The following is a 20,072-nucleotide window of genomic DNA, read 5'->3' as shown; positions in this document are numbered from 1 at the left end:
TATGCAGGAGTCTAAACCGCGGCTGACGTTTTACACTAACATGCCGACACCTTATCAGCTGGATTTTTTTGATGCATTACACAGACTTTTCAATCTCCATGTTGTCTATTTTACGGTTCGGGAAGTTGATCGCCAGTGGAATCTGAACGCTGACCAGATAGGATATAAAGTCACGGTATTACGCAATGGATGGTTAGCGAAAGCTGTACAGAAAAAGATTTCATCTTTTCATTACGACCCGGAGATTAATGAAATAATAAATTCTGATCCGGCAAAGTATATTGTCGTTAACGGTACCTATTGGTCGCCGAACGTAAGGATTGCGATTATGAAAAATTTTGCAAGAGGGAAGTTTGTTGCTTATTGGTCAGAACCTGTGTTTCCCGTAAACAATCGAATTAAACACCTTCTAAAGCAATTTGCACTTAACCCGGTTTTGAAATATACCAATTGCATATTAGCCATAGGTAAAAAGGCCGAAACCGGATATAGGAAATATACATACCAAAAACCGATTTATCAACTCCCGTATAACATCAATATTGGATTATTTGAATCGAAGAATCTTGACGCATCTTTTATTGATAAATTAAAAGCAACCTACCAAAATAACAATGAATACATTTTCCTGAGTTCAGGTTCACTGATTTTTCGAAAAGGAATGGACACGTTAATAAAAGCTTTCAAAAATGTTCCCAAAAAACACCATGCCCGGTTACTTATCATCGGTGACGGACCGGATCGTGCACAACTGGAGGAATTAGCAGGATCAGATCCTGATATATTGTTATTAGGATTCCAGGATAAAGAAATGATTCCTTACTGGTTTAACCTTGCAGACGCTTTTGTATTCGCGAGCAGGTATGACGGTTGGGGTCTGGTAATAAACGAGGCATTAGCTGCAAAGAAGCCGGTGATTGCCAGTAAAGAAACTGGAGCTGCAGTTGATAAACTTAATGATCATAATGCGTTTCTTCTGGCGGCCGGGGATGTCGACGCTTATACCCACTCCATGATCAGACTATGCTCTGAACCAGGGTTGGCTTCAGGGTTTGTGGAGAAAAACCAACATATACGGGAAGAATTATCTTCTGAGTTGAACGCAAAAAAGCTATATGACATTTGTTCAAATTCTTAATGAGTATACTGTCCTGACAGCAACGCTGATGGTCGTGGTTTTTTTTATCGGCCTGAGACTTGGATATGTACGCGGGGGGTGGAACCGGCATTTGCCTTATTTATGGACGTTGATTATCTATTCGATTTACGTTTTGATAACTCCACTGTTTTTTTATTTTGATCAAAATTATGTGATAATTGGCACTGACATCAGAGATTATTATGGAATTGGTTTTGCGTTTAATATTGTGGGTGTTCTATGTTTTATATTAGGATACTGGATTGCTAATATGAATAAAACCGATTTGTGGCTGGCTCCGCCTGTATATGATGTTAAGGATCCCCATAAAATTATATCCATTTTATTTTATTCGTTGTATGGGATTGTATTGTTTAATCTGGCAATCGGAGGTGCGAATATCCAACAGGTTTTCATCGGAAATGAAATAGTGGGTTTGGGTGCGAGCGGAGGAAGTTATTTCTTACAGAACTTTACAGACTCGCTGATATGCGTGATAGTCCTGGCTTACTTATATGGTATACCCGGGAGAATATTGTTGTTTTGGATCGCCATCTCTTTGTTCCTTTTTTCAATATTAGGCTTTCGATACCGGATTGTTTTATCACTTTTTGGGATATTGTTTGTCTATCTGTACAAGAATGAAGTAAGTGTTCAAAGAATAGCTGTTGGCGGAATACTTGCACTGTTATTTTTTTATGGAATTATGTTTTCTACTGTAAACCGGAAAACATTGATCATGAAAACTTACAACGAGCTAGAATTTGATCCACTCAGCTATGACTATGGAAAATTTTTTGATCAGACACGGGGCGCATTGCCAGATATGGCTGTCTATAAGCTCTATGATAATCCTAACAGAAATCCCCAGCATGATTATGGTCTTACCATGTTCGGCTATGTTTTTATCAGGATGATTCCAAGAGCAATATATCCTGATAAAGACCGGTTCTATCCGCCACCTCAATTGGCGACTACTTTGCAGGCGTACGATGCCTGGTGGGCAAGGTTCAGTGGTGAAGCTACTTTAAGTGTTGCCGCTTTATATATAGCCTTTGGTTGGGCAGGTATAGTATTTGGTCATTTTTTTTGGGGAGTATTTTTAAGAAAGTTCGCAAACAATATCAGGAGACAGGACAAACTGCAAGTGGCATCATATTTCGTAGTTGCGCTGGCAACATTTCAATGGATAACAAGAGGGTATTTCCCACAGGTTATTGATCACTTCGTTTATATGATGATCCCAATTTGGATAATTCGATTTTTATCACGCAATTCTCGGCACCGTGAGGTTAATTAATATAGTTGATTCTGTTTCGGATCTGAATTTTGGTGTTTGGAATGCTGCAATTATTAATGCCGGCCTTTTAAAACTGCACGGGATCAAATCAGAACTTTGGCATCCTGGCAGCCATAACGGCCATAGCCGGGATGAAAATGTTACTTTTATTCAGATAATCGATGGGTCTTTAAACTCTTTGAGAAATTTGATTGCAGAAAGGGCGTTGACACCCGCTGAAGACATTATCGTCACAAGTGGAGTATGGCAATACCCAACTAAATGGGGAGCAGCGTTAAAAAAAATGGGATTTCGTTGGATATTTGTTCCCCAAGGTATGCTTGAACCATGGCCACTTAGGCATAAGTGGCTTAAAAAGAAAATATACTTCCACTTTGTCGAAAAATGGCTTATTCAAAAAGCTGACATGATAAGAGCAGTGTCAGCACCAGAACAAGAAAATTTGCAAAAGATATTCCCACGAAGTCGGGTAATTTTCATCCCAAATGGTGTTTTAACAGGTAGACAAACAAACAAAGAGTTCTTGCCGTCTGGTGTGGTCCGGTTTCTTTTTTTATCGAGGCTGCATTCAAAGAAAAACGTCTTTGGCCTTGTAAAGGCCTGGATAATAAGTAAATTGAATAACAACCCAGGTTTTCAACTGCTGATTGCTGGTCCGGATCAAGGCGAATTGCAGAAAATACAACCGTATATTAATCAAAGTAACAATATCAGTTACGTTGGAACTGTATCTGGTAAAGCTAAAAAGGATATTTTCGACCTATGTGATTTTTATATTCTACCTTCTTTCAGTGAAGGATTACCCTCTTCCATGCTGGAAGCGATGGCTACTGGTCTGATTCCAATTATCTCAAGTGGGTGCAACTTCCCTGACTTGAAAATTCACAACATAGGACTGGAAGTTACCACTGACGTCGATGATATAAGACGAGGTATTGAAGACGCTGCTTGTTGGAATGCTGCTAGAATTTCTGATTCCAGCAGAAAAGCAAAGAAGTTGATCGAAGAAAAATATTCTATCGGTGCGGTGACTTCGATGCAGATTGATTTATTTAATAAGGAATTGAAGCTAGCCAAAACATAATTTTTCACAAACGTAACCAGACTTACTTTGACAATTGTTCTTTCTCCCGTATACAATGACTGGGAGTCCTATGATAAACTCCTTTGGGATATCCGATCAGAATTTCCAGGTACGGAACCACAGTTAAGGTTCCTCGCAATCAATGACTGCTCAGGCGACTTGCTTAAAAAAGAATTTATGCTCGCTCACCCCGATCTGGAAATTATAGAACTTACGAGGAACCTTGGTCATCAAAAAGCAATCGTTATTGGGCTGGCACATATTAATGATAAGTATCCCGGTGCTGATGTTATCGTTATGGACTCGGATGGAGAAGATAAACCTCAACATATCAGAAAGCTGATGACTGCAGGGAAAAAGTCTCAGACAATTGTATTTGCAAAAAGAGGGCAACGGTCAGAAGGATTGGTTTTTCTCTGGTTTTACAGGCTGTATAAACGAATTTTTTATTGGCTAACAGGGTCAGTTGTAGATTTTGGCAATTTTAGCTTCATACCTGCTGACTATATTCTCAAAGTCGTCAGCTTGTCAGAAATCTGGAACCATTATTCTGCGGGAATTTTGAGAACGAAATTACCCTTCACCAAGATAGCATTGGAGAGAGGCCAACGGTATGCAGGACATTCAAAAATGAATTTCTATAGCCTCATTGTTCATGGGTTAAGCGCAATTTCTGTTTACAGCGATGTTGTTGCCACAAGATTGATTGTATTTTCTATTGGTGCCGTCCTCACTTGCGTCATTGGAATTATCGCAACTCTGATTTGGAAATTTTTTACAAATTTTGCAGTTCCCAATTGGGCCACTACCGTGATAATCGGCCTCATGATAATTATCTTCCAGGCTTTCTTTATGGCCGTTTTTATGGCATTTTCGGTTTTATCGAACAGAACCCAATTAGCTTTTTTGCCTTCGAAAGATTATCGGCAATATATCGCACGTGTAATTGAATGATTACCCGGTTTACCATTTAAGATGTTTTGAAATATTATTCAATGAAAATCTCCAGTGAAAATTATCATTATTTTATTCCTGAAAAAATTGGATTTGCGGTCATAGTGATTTTAGCAGCCTTTATGAACAGTCAACGGTTTGTATATGATGAGCCTTATTATCTTGAGAACGTGGGCTTTCTTGCGAAGCACGGCTTTGGGAAAGACTTCCTATTGCTGCTAAAAGGCCCGGCTGGTCCAACCCATTCAATTGTTCAATACATATTTTCCCCCCTGACCCAGATGAAATTTACGCTGATCAGGCTGGTGAACCCCCTCTTGTTTCTGGCAATTACATGGATAACAAATAAAACTTTTAGACAACTAGGTTATAAATCGATAGGATGGCTGGGAATGGCAGTGCCAATGACCGCTGTTTGCATTGGAATGGCGCTCACCGAAATCCCAGCTGTGTTTTTTTTGTCAGCGTCACTGTTTTTTTTAACTAAACAAGCTATCGGCAAGATTAATCTTTTATGGATGTCGCTGGCGGGATTGATGTATTCTTTTGCCATTATGGGGCGGCAGCCAATGCTCCTGATGTTGCCTTTCATGATTTTGATAAACGGCATTTCACTGCGTAAATTACCTGAGAATATTCTTTTTATTGTCTTTTCACTTGCATTTCCTTTATATTGTTTTTCTGTCTGGGAAAGTTTAATCCCGGTTCAAGGAGCTTTGGGAGTTAAGGGGGAATTAATATTAGTACATTTTTTGTTTGCACTTGGATATGGCCTGCTGACAATGTTTTTGATTGCACCAGCCTTCCTTAAATTTCCATTCAAAATTAATATTCTAATTCCGACAGCCGGCTTTTTAGGGTGTTTCGGACTCGCCATAGCGACTGATCAGCAATATCCTATTTTGAATACATTGGCTCAGAAAATATTACCCCCTGCAATTCATGAATATTACCCACATTTTGGATTTGCTGTTGTAACCGCCGCTGGTTTATATTTCGTAGCAGTTTTATTATTCCGCCTATATCAACATAGATCAGATAAAATTTTTGTATTCTCATTGTTAGCCGTTGGTTCCGTGCTTTTTTCATCTCTCAGTATCCAGCATCAGTTTTCTTCCCGATATGTCTTTCAGGCATATCCATTTATGATCATTTTAGCTTATCCTTACCTGAGAACCTCGAATTTTAATTTGATTACCCGAATACTGGGCATAGCCATTGGCGTTGCTTCACTTATAACTTATGTTTGTTGATACAAGGATAAGTCATCAATGACAACGGTCGAAAACCCCCGAAATTCATTATAATTGCACGGACCATGGATTATATCAAACCTTGGTTGTTGATAATTTATGTGTAGGGAAATAAATGGACTAAAATACTTGTAAGAACACAATTACAACTCGTCAGTTTTAGCTGGTCCTCCTTTACTATCTATGATTCACAGAAAACGGTGCTGTTTGCGAAAACTGCCAACATAAAGAAACTAAAACCTGCAATCTTCGAATCAATGGTTAACAGCCCCAACCCCTCCAAATTCCAGGCTAGATTTTATTGACGCATTACGCGGGATTGCCGCCCTCTATGTCGTTGCGTTTCATATGGCTTTGATCCCTGATTTTACGATGTCCGTCCCAGCTCTCATCAAACCAATAATTCTGAATGGTTGGAATGGTGTGACACTTTTTTTTGTTATTAGTGCTTTCACTTTGTGTTATACTTTACAGGGAACATCAGCGCAAAAAAATTCTACACTGTTTTTTTATATAATAAGGGTATTTCGTATTGTCCCCTTGTATTATGTATGGTTGTTTTTGATGTTTGCTCTTGTGTGGGAAAGAGGCGTTTTTGCATATTTGTGGTCTGATAAGACAATGTTATCAATATATTCTTTTTTCATCTATAACTTTATTCCCGGGAGACAAGAGGGCATTGTATGGGCCAGCTGGACGCTGGGTGTAGAAATGGTGTTCTATATCGCATTTCCATTTTTATTTAGAATATGCAACAGTCTTAAACGAGCCATTGTTGGATTGTGTCTATCTCTTGTCATCGCCAAAATTCATTATGCCTTAACTCAGGATATTCCTCGGTATAAAACCTTCACGGGGATTTTGCATCAATTGCCCGTTTTCATGTTAGGTATAATTTGTTTTTTTTACATATGATCTGTTAGGAAAAAAGCCAATTGATAAGTCATGGGGTGTTCTTATGTTGGTAATTGCAACAATAGGTTTCGTCGGCTTGCCTTATACTGCTATCGACTCGTTTATTCCAATGATTTATGTGATGGCAGTGGTTTTTGCCTTTTTGCTTATTGGATTATACCTTTATCCGGTGAAAATGGTTGTAAGTAAACCAGCCTTGTTTTTTGGATTAATAAGCTATTCGCTCTATCTCAATCATCCCAAACTAATTTACTATTTGGGGGAATTTTACAGATACATATATTCTTTTGAATTGAATGATTACTTTTCTTTTTTTTTATGCTTAACAGCGACTATTGTTTTACTTTCAGGAGTTTCATATATCACATACATTTTGATAGAAAAGCCGGGTATGAATCTGGGGCGCTTTTTGATTAAATTTATTAAGGCAAGATCTGAACGGGGAATTTTGAAAAGTATTTTTTCTTGAGCTTTGTTCATACTCTCGAAACGAATTCCTCAAATCGCAACAAGTTTTTTTACTTTTGTCAAAACTGACTCAGATAGATACTCAATCATGAATACAGTTGACAACTCACTATATAATAACAACTGGTACGGTAATAAAATCGGTGCCTCCAGGTCGCAACAGATATTGTGGTACTTCTTCAACGTTTTGTTTTTCATCAACCCGTTAAACCCTTCATCTGGCCTCAAAAAATTTATTCTCAAGTTGTTTGGTGCAAAGATTGGAAGGGGAGTGGTGATAAAACCAGGCGTCAATATCAAGTATCCATGGAAGCTATTTATTGGCGATTACAGTTGGATCGGCGAAAAAGTCTGGATCGATAATCTTGCTAATGTTGTTATTGGAAGAAGCGTTTGTATTTCGCAAGGTGCGATGTTGCTTACCGGGAACCATAACTATGCAGCAAAAGAGTTTGACCTTATGGTGCTCGCCATATCCATTGAAGACGGAGTTTGGTTGGGCGCTAAATCAGTTGTCTGTCCGGGAATTACTTGCAAATCGCATTCAGTGTTATCTGTTCAGAGCGTTGCTACAAAAAACCTGGAAGCGTTCACCATCTATCAGGGTAATCCGGCTGTAGCAATTAAAGACAGAATAATACAAGGAAAAAAAGAGTATAAAGCTTGAATTCGCCCAGGAATTCCATCATTTCTAAATCTCAATTAGGGTGAAATACACAACGACTCTTTAATACTCATGGAGATTAATCCTCATGGAAGTTCCCACGCCTTCCTCGTTTGCGCGCCAACAACCTGCTAATTCCAAACAACCTGCCCTCTGTCGATGCTACAAACAAATTCCGTACAAAAGCTACGTGGCTTTTTTGTTTAAGGGCGCTGCCCGAAACTTTTATCCCTGTGCTAAAGCCAACTATCTCAATAATCACCGCCTGCTATAACTCTGGCACCACTATAAAGGATACCTTGGAAAGTGTCAGGACCCAGACTTATGCCCAGACCGGAAAAATAGAACACCTCATCATAGATGGGCAATCCGCAGACGACACCCTGGAAAAAGTTAGACGTTTTAAACATATTGCCAGATGTATCTCCGAAAAGGACCAGGGAGTATACGATGCCATGAATAAAGGCATCATTCTTGCTCAGGGTGACGTAATCGGGATACTGAACTCGGACGATGTTTATGCATCGAATACTGTCATAGAGCAGGTAATGAAGGCATTTGAGGACCCGGCAGTAGACGCCGTATACGGTGATTTACAGTATGTTGCGTCGAACGACATAAATAAAATTGTTCGTTATTGGCGTTCGGGCTATTTTAGCGTCAGGAATTTCTATTTTGGATGGATGCCTCCGCATCCTACTTTCTTTGTCAGAAGCTCCGTTTATAAGCAGACCGGCACCTTTAATTTAACTCTACGATCAGCCGCCGATTATGAAATCATGCTCCGAATTTTATTGAAGCATAAGTTGCAAGCCCGCTATATACCTGAAGTTCTGGTCAAAATGCGTACAGGAGGAATCAGTAACGCATCTTTCCAAAACCGCCTCAAAGCAAACCGCGAAGACCGGGAAGCCTGGCGACTGAACGGAATCAGGCCATATTTTTTCACGACCTATTTAAAACCAATCAGGAAGATTTTCCAATTCATTAATAAATGACATTGGGCAAGAAAATTGAACTGATCATATAAAGCTGTTAAATCGGCGGATTCAGACATTGGATTAATCTTTCGACCCTGATAAACCATTGTCGCATCGCTTGCTAATTGTATTAATAAATAATAAGAAAATAAATTATGTCAAAAACAGCATTGGTTACCGGGGTTACGGGCCAGGATGGCGCATATCTCACCGAACTTCTTTTGTCAAAAGGCTACCAGGTTCATGGCGTCAAAAGACGTAGCTCATTGTTCAATACCGATCGTATCGACCACCTCTACCAGGATCCGCATGAAAAAAATATTCAACTTACCCTTCACTACGGCGATCTGACCGATTCTACGAACCTGATCAGGATAATCCAGGAAGTTCAACCTGACGAGATATACAACCTCGCCGCAATGAGCCACGTGGCTGTAAGTTTTGAAACGCCTGAATACACTGCCAATGCTGACGGTATCGGGACCCTTCGATTGCTCGAGGCTATAAGGTTGTTGGGGCTGACCAAAAAGACGAAAATATACCAGGCTTCTACTTCTGAGTTATATGGTAAGGTGCAGGAAATTCCCCAGTCGGAAAAAACACCATTCTATCCACGCTCGCCTTATGCTGTTGCAAAAATGTATGCTTATTGGATCACGGTTAATTACCGCGAGGCGTATGGAATGTTTGCGGTTAACGGAATCCTGTTCAATCACGAATCTCCTTTACGTGGTGAGACTTTTGTTACCCGTAAAATTACTCGTGGGGTCGCCAAAATTGCTCTTGGATTCCAGGATAAAATATTCCTGGGTAACCTGGACGCAAAACGTGACTGGGGTCATGCCAAAGACTACGTGGAAGCGATGTGGCTGATTTTACAACAGGATATTCCTGAAGACTATGTGATCGCTACTGGAGTAACTACCTCTGTCCGTGATTTCATCATTAAGGCATTCAGGCAGGTGGGTGTTGAATTGGAATTTAAGGGAAAAAATGAAAAAGAAATAGGCATAGTTGTCGAAAGTAATAATCCTGACTACCCGGTAGAAATTGGCAAAACTGTTGTGGCTGTTGATCCAAGATATTACCGTCCAACTGAAGTAGATCTGCTGATTGGTGATCCCACCAAATCACAGACACAACTTGGCTGGAAACCAAAGTATGATCTCGATGGGCTCGTCGAAGAAATGGTTGAGCACGATGTGGAACTCTTTAAAAGAGAAAAACTGTTACATGAATCCGGATTTGCCATCAAGAATCAATACGAATAAATAAATTAGTGTGGATATTGGTTTGTCTTTAGATCCGGTATTTCCAACAACAATAATGAGCAATGCAGAAAACAGATAGAATTTATTTAGCAGGTCATAGAGGGATGGTTGGTTCGGCAATACGTCGCAAGCTTGAAAAAGAAGGTTATACTAACCTGATTCTGCGGACTTCCAATGATCTTGATTTAACGAACCAGCACGATGTTAACGAGTTCTTCGAAAAAGAAAAGCCTGATTATGTAATACTGGCTGCGGCAAAGGTTGGCGGCATTATGGCGAACAACACCTATAGAGGCATGTTCATCTATGAAAACCTGATGATCCAGAATAACGTAGTACATGCATCTTACGTAAACGGTGTCAAAAAATTAATGTTCCTGGGTTCATCCTGCATCTACCCCAAGCTTGCTCCACAACCAATAAAAGAAGAGTATCTGCTGACCGGGGAGCTCGAACAAACCAATGAACCGTACGCGATAGCAAAAATAGCAGGTATAAAACTTTGCGATGCTTATCGTGCACAATACGGCTGCAATTTCATATCGGTAATGCCAACAAATATGTATGGTCCGAATGACAACTACGACCTGGAAAAGTCACACGTATTGCCGGCTATGATCAGGAAGTTCCACGATGCTAAAATCGATGGTAAGCCGACCGTTACAATCTGGGGTTCAGGTAAGCCCAGGCGTGAATTGATGCATGCGGATGACCTGGCTGATGCGTGCTACTATTTGCTTTTGAACTATAACGAACCCGGCCCGGTAAACGTCGGAACAGGAGTGGATATAGAGATCAGGGAATTGGCCGAGCTTGTTAAGGAAATTGTTGGGTATAAGGGTGAAATAGTCCATGACTATTCAAAGCCCGACGGTACACCGAGGAAGCAGCTCGACGTAAGTAAACTCACCAAAGCTGGCTGGAAAGCAAAAATTGGGTTGAGGGAAGGAATTGAATCGGTATATAAGGAGTTCGCGGCAAAATATCAACCTCAGCATTAGAGCGAACACCGACCCATGACCGCCGTCAAATTCGGTCACTGATCAAATATTTTTAGTAGATCCCCGTTAGGTGATTACTATCCAATTCTGCAGCGTACTACATCACAAATGTCGAAACTGCATCATCGGAAGGTAGTTTGCTACGGGGATTTTTTATTGGTTTAATTCCGAAAAATCACCAAATGCAAGCCGGTTATGCCCTGATTCGTACCATTATAATTTGTAATACAAATTATCTAATATTGTACCCCTATGTTCTCGATCTTCAAAAAACACGGTTCCAACAAAATAGATCTGAGTGAGATTGCCACAGATATGCACTCCCACTTTATTCCGGCAATAGATGACGGTTGCGATAATGTAGAAAGTTCCGTAATTCTCATTAAAGGACTCATGGATCTGGGTTACACCCGGATAGTAACCACTCCACATGTCATTTCAGACATGTATAAAAACGATCCGGAAACCATAGGAGCGGGGCACAAAGTGCTTCAACAAGGGATACAGGACCACGAACTGGATATCACTACCCGCGCAGCAGCGGAATACTATATGGACGAATATTTTGAAAGTCTCCTCCTGGCCGACGCTCCGCTGCTTACCATCAAGGATAAAATGGTGCTCGTGGAAATCTCTTTCTCCAGCGCTCCCTTAAATTTTAAGGACATGCTCTTTGCCATGCAGATGAAAGGGTATCAACCAGTCCTCGCTCATCCTGAACGTTATCTCTACCTGGCTGGTGACAAACTGATGTACGATCATCTTAAAGACATGGGCATCCTGTTCCAGATGAATATTCTTTCTGTGGCTAATTATTATGGCAAAACCGCCGCTGAGCTTGCCCACTACCTGATCAAAAAAGGCTATATCGACATGATTGGTACCGATATGCACCACTACCGTCACCTCGAAGTGCTAAGATCATCCTCCCAGATAATGGGACCGGTAAAGGCGTTGCTGGATACCGGGAAAATACTCAATCCCTTACTTTAACAGCTAATCGCCAAACAATTGCCCTCAGCAGTTGTAAATAATCCCATGAATGCGTTCACTATAAAGGACCTGGAGAATTTGTCAGGGGTAAAGGCTCACACCATCAGGATGTGGGAGCAACGCTATTCGTTTCTAAAACCACAGCGTACGTCCACCAATATCAGGTACTACAGCTGCGAAGAACTCAAGTCCATCCTGAACATTGCTCTTCTTAATAAATACGGGTTCAAGATCTCTCATATAGACCGTATGTGTCAGCGGGAGATGCGCGAGAAACTGACAACCCTCACGCACAGTGAGGCCCAGCAGGAAAGGATCCTTAATGAACTCCTCCATTGTATGGTTGACCTGGATGTGCATCTTTTTGAAAAGCTGCTGGATGAACAGGTTGCGCTGCGCGGAATAGACAAAACTATCACCCAGGTTATTTTTCCTTTCCTGGATAAACTCGGTATTCTCTGGCTCGTCAGCAATATTAATCCTGCCCAGGAGCACCTGGTAAGTAATATCATCAGGCAAAAGATCATAGCAGGAATTGACGCCTGTGAAGATGTTCCCATCGGGCATGAAGCTCCAAAACGGGTACTGCTTTTTCTGCCTGAAGGAGAGCACCATGAACTTGGGTTACTTTATACACATTATCTTCTGAAAAACCGGGGCATCGCCGTACTCTACCTGGGTGCCAATGTGCCGGCCAGGGATGTCGAATTTGTCTATAGTCTTAAGAAGCCAGACTTCCTCTACACCCACCTTACCTGCATAGCCGATAATTTTGATCTGGCTAAGTTCATTTCATTCACTTCGAAAGCTGCGTCTGCCTCACAACTTGTTATCTCGGGAAGCGTCACCCAGAACTACAACCGCAAAATTCCACCTAATGTGCAATTGAAAAAATCTTTGCCGCAGGTAATGGAATTTATCAATGCAATTTGATCGAATTGTTAATTCCGCATCTCCTGCGATCTGACCCGTTTCGGTTTCCGTATGTTTCGGGGTTTCTCAAGGTTACTCCTGTCTAAAGATGCGGCTCTTACTGTCGTATTGCAGATTTAAATGACCCTTTTATTGTTGCAAAAACGATATTCAGCCATTATGTCAGTGTTTAGCCATCAAAAATCAAGTGGCACAATCTTTTAGGCTTAGGTAATCGTTAGGGGTAAAACTTTGTTTAACTTTTTAACAGAAAAATTAAACAAAATCCTTTGCCGGGAACTAATCGGGGGTTAAATTTGGGAACACAATCGGAAAAACGCTCGCAAACCGCGGGGAAGAAACCAGGAAAGTTCAGGATCACCCCCTAAGAAAACGTAGAATCGCACTTACAAAAACTCACTAATACGCTAATAAAACTATTAGGAATATAATAAACGCAGACCATGTCAACAATCGAATTCAACAACATGCTGGTGAACAATGCGGAATTTCTGAAGCCGTTTGCTATCACCTTAACCCGGGATTCAGAAGCGGCCAAGGACCTTTTCCAGGAAACACTGTTCCGTGCCCTGGCGAATAAGGAAAAATACAATGTTGGCACCAACATTAAGGCATGGCTGTATACCATCATGCGGAATATATTTATCAATAACTACCGCAGGAAATCCAAGCAAAACACCATTTTCGATAATACCCCGAATGAATTTCTGCTTAACCAGAGCCAGTCGGTGGCGTCAAATGCGGCGGAAAGCACCTTAAGATTGAAAGACATCCAGGAAGCGGTTCATAATCTGCCGGAGATATTCCGGAACCCGTTCCTTCTTTATTTCGACGGTTTCAAGTACCATGAAATTTCGAAGATGATGAACGAACCCCTTGGAACTATCAAGAGCCGGATCCACTTTGCGCGCAAACTGCTTAAGTCACAGATCAACAGGTATTAATCAGACGATATTGGCAATAACAGGTCTCACGGATAAGAAAGGCATATTTCAACGAACTATGCCTTTCTTATTTCCTAACTTCAACAACCATTCGCTTTGCCTGAAACCATACACTGGCAATGCCCTGCGAACACTAACCAAATAACATTAACTCACTAACAATAACCAAGGACAGTCATTCAAGACCACTAACCAATGATAGTCACTCAAGTGCGCTAACCAATGATGCCAACTCAGACCGCTATCAAACGATAGTTGATAATAACCAAAAAGCACATTACAATAATTAACCCTTGAGCACTAACCACAGTTAATTCGTGATCATTAACCGACTATATTTAACCTATATCGCTAAGCCATATCGCTAAATCCATATCACAAAAGCATATCACAAACTAATAGCTCAAACCAATATCTCAAACTAACAGCTCAACCCAATAACTCAAACTAATAGATCAAACCAATAGCTCAAACCAATATCATTAAGCCTACATCTCAAATCCATATCTCAAACCATCATCACTAAGCCGAACTCTCAAACCCATATCACTAACCCATAACTCATCACTCATTACTCGTAATTCCCATCACGTTATTATCATAGGGGCCGGTTTCGCCGGACTATCATCCGCATGTTTTCTCGCGAAAGCCGGAGTGCGCGTGACCGTTCTTGAAAAACAACCCGGACCGGGCGGAAGAGCCGCCCAGCTAAAAACTGCAGGTTTCACTTTTGATATGGGGCCAAGCTGGTATTGGATGCCTGATGTCTTCGATCGTTTTTTCGGATCGTTCGGTAAACAGACTTCCGGTTACTACAAACTGGAGAGGCTCGACCCTTCCTACCGGATCTACTGGCCAAAGTCAGGGACAAATGATGAGCCTGACTCCCCAAGCCATGCGACAGGTCCTCGCGACGATTCCACTGATTCTCCGGACGACGCCACTGATTCTCTTGACGATGCCACCGATTCCCGGAACGATGCCACTGATCATCTCCAGGATTATACTGATCTCCCGGCTGATCTCGGTCAGCTAAAAGATCTATTCGAATCCATTGAACCCGGCTCCTCAGCCCGGCTCGATAAATTTCTTGCTGAAGCTGCATACAAATACCGGGTAGGTATGCAAAAGCTGGTATATAAACCCGGACTTTCCATATTTGAATTTGCTGACCTGGAAGTGATGAAAGGAGCATTCCAGCTTGATCTCCTCACCTCCATGGAAAAACATGTCAACCATTATTTCCAGCATCCGAGGTTACGGGAAATACTGAAGTTCCCGGTTTTGTTCCTGGGTGCGCTTCCAAAAGATACACCAGCTTTATACAGTCTCATGAACTATGCTGACATCGTGGGCGGAACCTGGTATCCCGACGGCGGTATGTACGCGGTGGTAGATGCAATGTATCAACTGGCGCTGGAACTCGGCGTGGACTTCAACTTCAACGAAGCAGTTACAGAAATAACTGTCGAAGAAAAATCCGTACACGAAGTGCTCACCCGTCGCAATGTTTATTATGCCGATGCAGTAATTGGCGCGGCCGATTATCATCATATCGAAACACAACTGCTTCCTTCTTCATGTCAATCATATTCCGGCCAATACTGGGCCACCCGGAAGATGGCTCCATCCTGCCTTCTCTATTATGTAGGAATAAATAAAAAAATTTCCAACCTTCTGCATCATTCATTGTTCTTCGATACGGACTTCGAGAGACATGCAACTGAAATATATGAGCAACCTGCATGGCCGACTGATCCGTTATTTTATGTCTGTGCGTCATCAGTCACTGATGACGCAGCTGCACCACCAGGTCATGAAAATCTGTTCTTCCTTATACCGGTTGCAGCTGGTATGAAAGACGACACAGAGGCCGTACGTGAATTATATTTTCAAAAGATCTTATCAAGATTTGAAGACAGGACCGGCGTATCGATCAAAAATTCAATCGTCTTCAAAAAATCTTTTGCATATGCTGATTTCGTAGATAGGTATAATTCATTTAAAGGGAATGCATATGGCCTGGCTAATACCTTGAAGCAAACGGCTATCCTGAAACCTTCGTGTAAATCAAAGAAGATCGGGAACTTGTTTTACGCGGGTCAACTCACTGTGCCTGGGCCAGGAGTGCCGCCCAGCCTGATCAGCGGCGAAATAGTAGCAGGGGAAGTAGTGAAGTTTCTGAAGGCAGTGCGTTAAACGAACGTTTGCAATAAAGACATTGTAATAAAGACATTAAGAGATTCATTCTGTTGAATGTTTAAGTATTATCAGATCATCATTGCAAAACCTTAAACAAGGATAGCAACGTAATTAAGAGCACTATATCTTAACAGGTTTGTCCAGGCAATAATACAAACCACCTATCGTGGTGAATTTCTTTAGGATGAAATGACTTAAAATCGTTAAATTGTTTGAAGCATGATGCCCCTCTTTCACAAGGTCAGCCAGATGTGTAGCTGCATTACAACAAAGGAATACAGCAGCTCATTTTCATCGGCAATTAACTTATTAAATAAGGATCTTCGAAATCCGATCTATAATATCTATGGATTGGTAAGATTTGCCGATGAGATTGTTGACACTTTTCATGACTATGATAAACAACATTTGTTGCAGGAATTTAAACAGGCAACTTATGATGCACTTGATCGTGGGATAAGTCTTAACCCGATATTACATAGCTTCCAGCTAACCGCTAATCAATACAAGATAGACAGGAAACTAATCGATGCTTTTTTCAAGAGCATGGAGATGGACCTGCACGAACAGTTTTACACCCAGGATGGTTATAATGAATATATCTATGGCAGTGCGGAATCAGTGGGGTTGATGTGTTTGTATGTTTTTTGTGAAGGAGATCAGGATAAATACAACCAGTTAATGCCTGCGGCCAAATCGCTGGGTGCCGCTTTTCAAAAAGTTAACTTTTTGCGGGATGTCAAAAATGACCACCAGCTATTGAACCGCACTTATTTCCCGGGGGTTGATTTTAAGAACTTTACGCCGGCTATGAAACAGTTGATTGAGGACGATATTGCGGTCGATTTCAAAAAAGCTTACCAGGGAATTGTAAGATTACCATGGAAAGCAAAATTTGGTGTGTATGTTGCATACAAATATTATTTCTCACTGTTCAATAAAATAAAAAAACTCCAACCTTCCAGGATCATGGATGAAAGAATCAGGATTCCGAATTATGGAAAAGCGATGATCGTGGTAAGGGCGGGTTTGAAAAATCAATTGAATTTATTGTAAATTAAATATGCCAGGTACGCAGGAAGTGATCCTTGTTAATGAACAGGATGTGGAGATAGGGAAGATGGAGAAGCTGGAAGCACATCAGAAAGCAGTTTTGCACCGTGCGTTCAGTGTATTCATCTTTAATAAAAAAGGGGAGATGTTGTTGCAGCAACGTGCCCGCAACAAATACCACAGCGCAGGGTTATGGACAAATGCATGCTGCAGCCATCCCTCACCCGGTGAAGACACATTGAGTGCAGCCAGCAGGCGACTGATAGAAGAAATGGGCTTCTCGACCGCGCTGACAAAGATCTTCGAGTTCACGTACCAGACCCGCTTCGATAACGGTTTGACCGAGCATGAATATGATCATGTGTATACCGGCGTTTTCGAAGGCACTATCAAACCCAACCCTGATGAAGTGAAGGACTATTGTTTTAAGAGCCTCGATGAGATTGAAGCGACCCTGCAGTCACATCCGGCTAAATACACGAGTTGGTTTCATATCGCTTTTCCAAAGGTGAAAATGAAACTGGCCGAGGCAGGGGCGGCTTTAATTTAAACTGTGCAAAATGAATCCATTCGTATTTATAGGCATTTTTCTTGGCACATTTGCCCTCATGGAAGTAATTACCTGGCTTACTCACCGTTATGTGATGCACGGTTTTCTCTGGTATTTGCATGAAGATCATCACCAGAAAGGACCCGGTTTCTTTGAGAAAAACGATGCCTTTTTTCTTATTTTCGGCATTCCGACTTTTTTCGGCATTTTATATGGCACCCTTAACAGCATTTATTGGTTACAGGCTGTTTGCTACGGGGTGATGGCTTATGGTATTGCCTATTTCGTGGTGCATGATGTGATAATACATCAACGTTTCAAATGGTTCAGCCGCTCCAACAGCACCTATGTGAGGGCCATCCGCTGGGGCCACAAAATGCACCATAAACATCTTGGAAAACACGACGGTGAATGTTTCGGCATGCTGATCGTGCATAAAAAGTATTGGGACAAGATCAAACGCGACAAAAAAATGCAGGAAGATGCTGCCACCAAAAAGTCAGGAACGCATTCTACAGGTTTTGAAGCGACAGCCCGGTAGGAAGGCGGCTGGGTGACGGTGACCCGTTCCCTGCCATTAACTTTAACAGCTCCTTCAGTTACCGTTATAATGACCAATCATTACGATTACATCTTTACTGGCGCCGGTTGCGCGGGATTCAGCCTGCTGATGCGACTGATCAAATCCGGTAGTCTGAAAGATAAAAAGGTGTTGATCATTGATAAGTCTTCAAAAACCGCAAACGATCGCACCTGGTGTTTCTGGGAGAAGAAAACGGGTTTTTTCGAATCGCTTGTTCACCATTCCTGGGATAATCTCGGTATATACGGGCAAGAATATGCCGGCACTTTTGATATAGCGCCTTACCGGTATAAGATGATCCGGGGGATTGATTTTTATAATCACTGTCTTGATCAGATCAGGTCAACACCGCAGGTGACAATGCTGCAGGATGAAATAATTGCCATCGGGAACCACGGCAATGCCGCGTTTGTGACCACAACAGGAGACGCCTTCACAGCTGATTATGTTTTCAACAGCACGTTGCTGAATCATACCTTGTCACAACTACCTGCGTTAAAAATTAACGCATCACAATGGAACGGGTCACCAATAATTCACCCGGAACCTGGTCCCGCTTCAACCTCAGCACAAACCATCAATAGCTTAACACCAAATCCATCCATCTCGCAATACTATACCCTTCTCCAGCATTTTAAAGGATTTTTTATCAGGACCGCCGCTGATGTATTTGATCCCAACAAAGGAACACTAATGGACTTCCGGGTGAGCCAGCACAACGGTACCACTTTCGTTTATGTGTTGCCGTTATCTGAGCGGGAAGCCTTGGTGGAGTATACTTTGTTTACTGCGGGTCTGCTCTCTCAACAGGAATATGACGTGGCGATTCACGAATACATAAAAACCGTGTTGAACATCAACACCTATGAAATTGTTTCCTCCGAGTTCGGCGTGATCCCGATGACAAACGTTCCATTCCCCGCTTACGACGGCAGGGTGATACATATTGGCACCGCAGGCGGTCAGACGAAACCATCGACCGGCTATACCTTTACATCTATCCAGAAACAGGCCGACGCCATGGCTTCACGCCTGGCAACAAATAAGTTTCCCATTGCAAAAACGACATTCGCAGCCAAAAAGTTCAATTGGTACGATTCCATCCTTCTGAACGTACTGGCAACGGGTAAGCTACCGGGCGCCTTTATCTTTACGGAACTTTTCCGTAAAAACAGGATTGCCGACGTCTTCAGGTTCCTGGATAATGAATCCAGCCTGGCCCAGGATCTTACCGTGATCCGTGCGTTACCGGTACTGACATTTGCAAAAGCCGCCGTCCAGCAGGCAACAAAACCGCCCGGTTCACCGGTTCTCCATACATAAACCAGGCGGCTATCCCAAAATTCAGGATAAAGCTGTCATGTGCAATGCTGTTAACACCGGTCAAAGATGTGGGTTTTCCCATTTCGGTTGTTGACAGTACTCTAGCTAAAGACAATTTCTCTCCCGTTCCTCCTATTAACAAGTACCTTCATAAAAAGCAATATTTCTCCTGTTCATGGTATTAGCAAGTGCCTTATTTAGAAGTGATATTTCTCCTGTTCCTGGTGTTAACAAGTGCCTTATTTAGAAGTGATATTTCTCCTGTTCCTGGTATTAACAAATGCCTTATTTGCAAGCAATATTTCTCCTGTTCCTGGTATTAACAAATGCCTTATTTATGAGTGATATTTATCCTGTTCCTGTTATTAACAATGCCTTAATCAGAAGAGATGTTTCACCCGCTCCTTTTCGTAATAAGTATTTCGCCTTCAGGATGACCTTGCGACCGTCCAGCTTCTGACAA

General features: G+C 41.7%; 18 protein-coding genes. All 18 read left to right on the top strand.

The genetic code is table 11. The features are described 5' to 3' along the window. The first annotated feature begins 1 nt into the window (after position 1). Complete coding sequence (locus ACX0G7_RS06855; RefSeq protein ID WP_458922690.1) at positions 2-1,138, top strand: glycosyltransferase family 4 protein; 1,137 nt, start codon at positions 2-4, stop codon at positions 1,136-1,138. Continuing rightward, positions 1,116-2,438 (top strand): O-antigen polysaccharide polymerase Wzy, encoded by a 1,323-nt coding sequence (gene wzy, locus ACX0G7_RS06850; RefSeq protein WP_458922689.1) that lies wholly within the window; start codon positions 1,116-1,118, stop codon positions 2,436-2,438. Before ACX0G7_RS06855 ends, wzy begins: the two co-directional genes overlap by 23 nt. Next, a complete protein-coding gene (locus ACX0G7_RS06845) occupies positions 2,425-3,522 on the top strand; it encodes a glycosyltransferase (protein WP_458922688.1) in 1,098 nt (365 codons plus the stop codon). The genes wzy and ACX0G7_RS06845 overlap by 14 nt, the downstream gene beginning before the upstream one ends. Positions 3,523-3,549: 27 nt before the next feature. Further along, complete coding sequence (locus ACX0G7_RS06840; protein ID WP_458922687.1) at positions 3,550-4,476, top strand: glycosyltransferase; 927 nt, start codon at positions 3,550-3,552, stop codon at positions 4,474-4,476. 41 nt (positions 4,477-4,517) lie between these two features. Further along, positions 4,518-5,729: a hypothetical protein gene (locus tag ACX0G7_RS06835; RefSeq protein WP_458922686.1), complete on the top strand. Its 1,212-nt coding sequence runs from the start codon at positions 4,518-4,520 to the stop codon at positions 5,727-5,729. A 240-nt stretch (positions 5,730-5,969) separates the two neighbouring features. Further along, positions 5,970-6,644, top strand: coding sequence for an acyltransferase family protein (locus ACX0G7_RS06830; protein WP_458922722.1), 675 nt, complete (start codon positions 5,970-5,972; stop codon positions 6,642-6,644). Positions 6,645-7,200: 556 nt separating this feature from the next. After that, complete coding sequence (locus ACX0G7_RS06825; RefSeq protein WP_458922685.1) at positions 7,201-7,779, top strand: WcaF family extracellular polysaccharide biosynthesis acetyltransferase; 579 nt, start codon at positions 7,201-7,203, stop codon at positions 7,777-7,779. A gap of 230 nt (positions 7,780-8,009) precedes the next feature. Next, positions 8,010-8,774 (top strand): glycosyltransferase family 2 protein, encoded by a 765-nt coding sequence (locus ACX0G7_RS06820; protein WP_458922684.1) that lies wholly within the window; start codon positions 8,010-8,012, stop codon positions 8,772-8,774. Between the two features lie 137 nt (positions 8,775-8,911). Beyond that, a complete protein-coding gene (gmd, locus tag ACX0G7_RS06815) occupies positions 8,912-10,027 on the top strand; it encodes a GDP-mannose 4,6-dehydratase (RefSeq protein WP_458922683.1) in 1,116 nt (371 codons plus the stop codon). Between the two features lie 62 nt (positions 10,028-10,089). Beyond that, positions 10,090-11,028 (top strand): GDP-L-fucose synthase family protein, encoded by a 939-nt coding sequence (locus ACX0G7_RS06810; protein WP_458922682.1) that lies wholly within the window; start codon positions 10,090-10,092, stop codon positions 11,026-11,028. A 252-nt stretch (positions 11,029-11,280) separates the two neighbouring features. Continuing rightward, positions 11,281-12,021, top strand: coding sequence for a tyrosine-protein phosphatase (locus ACX0G7_RS06805; RefSeq protein WP_458922681.1), 741 nt, complete (start codon positions 11,281-11,283; stop codon positions 12,019-12,021). 45 nt (positions 12,022-12,066) lie between these two features. Further along, on the top strand, positions 12,067-12,954 hold the full coding sequence (locus ACX0G7_RS06800; protein ID WP_458922680.1) for a MerR family transcriptional regulator: 888 nt from the start codon (positions 12,067-12,069) through the stop codon (positions 12,952-12,954). A gap of 443 nt (positions 12,955-13,397) precedes the next feature. Then, on the top strand, positions 13,398-13,898 hold the full coding sequence (locus ACX0G7_RS06795) for an RNA polymerase sigma factor (RefSeq protein WP_458922679.1): 501 nt from the start codon (positions 13,398-13,400) through the stop codon (positions 13,896-13,898). A 492-nt stretch (positions 13,899-14,390) separates the two neighbouring features. Continuing rightward, positions 14,391-16,097 carry a phytoene desaturase family protein gene (locus ACX0G7_RS06790; RefSeq protein ID WP_458922721.1) on the top strand — a complete coding sequence of 569 codons (1,707 nt, stop codon included), beginning with the start codon at positions 14,391-14,393 and terminating at the stop codon, positions 16,095-16,097. A gap of 222 nt (positions 16,098-16,319) precedes the next feature. Next, positions 16,320-17,156, top strand: coding sequence for a phytoene/squalene synthase family protein (locus ACX0G7_RS06785; protein ID WP_458922678.1), 837 nt, complete (start codon positions 16,320-16,322; stop codon positions 17,154-17,156). Between the two features lie 7 nt (positions 17,157-17,163). Next, the gene (gene idi, locus ACX0G7_RS06780) at positions 17,164-17,703 is read left to right on the top strand and encodes an isopentenyl-diphosphate Delta-isomerase (protein ID WP_458922677.1); all 540 of its coding nucleotides are present in this window, start codon (positions 17,164-17,166) and stop codon (positions 17,701-17,703) included. A 10-nt stretch (positions 17,704-17,713) separates the two neighbouring features. Next, entirely contained in the window at positions 17,714-18,244 is a 531-nt protein-coding gene (locus tag ACX0G7_RS06775; RefSeq protein ID WP_458922676.1) for a sterol desaturase family protein, read from the top strand. A gap of 69 nt (positions 18,245-18,313) precedes the next feature. Continuing rightward, positions 18,314-19,609, top strand: coding sequence for a lycopene cyclase family protein (locus tag ACX0G7_RS06770; RefSeq protein WP_458922675.1), 1,296 nt, complete (start codon positions 18,314-18,316; stop codon positions 19,607-19,609). Positions 19,610-20,072: the final 463 nt, after the last annotated feature.

The organism is Flavitalea antarctica (genome assembly GCF_054461535.1).
This window is presented reverse-complemented; position numbering and strand designations above follow the sequence as displayed.

Bases quoted from the DNA above. Each gene is read 5' to 3' on its own strand.
- wzy (WP_458922689.1), top strand. From the start codon at position 1,116: ATGACATTTGTTCAAATTCTTAATGAGTATACTGTCCTGACAGCAACG.
- ACX0G7_RS06805 (WP_458922681.1), top strand. From the start codon at position 11,281: ATGTTCTCGATCTTCAAAAAACACGGTTCCAACAAAATAGATCTGAGT.
- ACX0G7_RS06795 (WP_458922679.1), top strand. From the start codon at position 13,398: ATGTCAACAATCGAATTCAACAACATGCTGGTGAACAATGCGGAATTT.
- ACX0G7_RS06770 (WP_458922675.1), top strand. From the start codon at position 18,314: ATGACCAATCATTACGATTACATCTTTACTGGCGCCGGTTGCGCGGGA.
- ACX0G7_RS06825 (WP_458922685.1), top strand. From the start codon at position 7,201: ATGAATACAGTTGACAACTCACTATATAATAACAACTGGTACGGTAAT.
- gmd (WP_458922683.1), top strand. From the start codon at position 8,912: ATGTCAAAAACAGCATTGGTTACCGGGGTTACGGGCCAGGATGGCGCA.
- ACX0G7_RS06800 (WP_458922680.1), top strand. From the start codon at position 12,067: ATGAATGCGTTCACTATAAAGGACCTGGAGAATTTGTCAGGGGTAAAG.
- ACX0G7_RS06775 (WP_458922676.1), top strand. From the start codon at position 17,714: ATGAATCCATTCGTATTTATAGGCATTTTTCTTGGCACATTTGCCCTC.
- ACX0G7_RS06810 (WP_458922682.1), top strand. From the start codon at position 10,090: ATGCAGAAAACAGATAGAATTTATTTAGCAGGTCATAGAGGGATGGTT.
- ACX0G7_RS06785 (WP_458922678.1), top strand. From the start codon at position 16,320: ATGATGCCCCTCTTTCACAAGGTCAGCCAGATGTGTAGCTGCATTACA.
- ACX0G7_RS06835 (WP_458922686.1), top strand. From the start codon at position 4,518: ATGAAAATCTCCAGTGAAAATTATCATTATTTTATTCCTGAAAAAATT.
- idi (WP_458922677.1), top strand. From the start codon at position 17,164: ATGCCAGGTACGCAGGAAGTGATCCTTGTTAATGAACAGGATGTGGAG.
- ACX0G7_RS06855 (WP_458922690.1), top strand. From the start codon at position 2: ATGCAGGAGTCTAAACCGCGGCTGACGTTTTACACTAACATGCCGACA.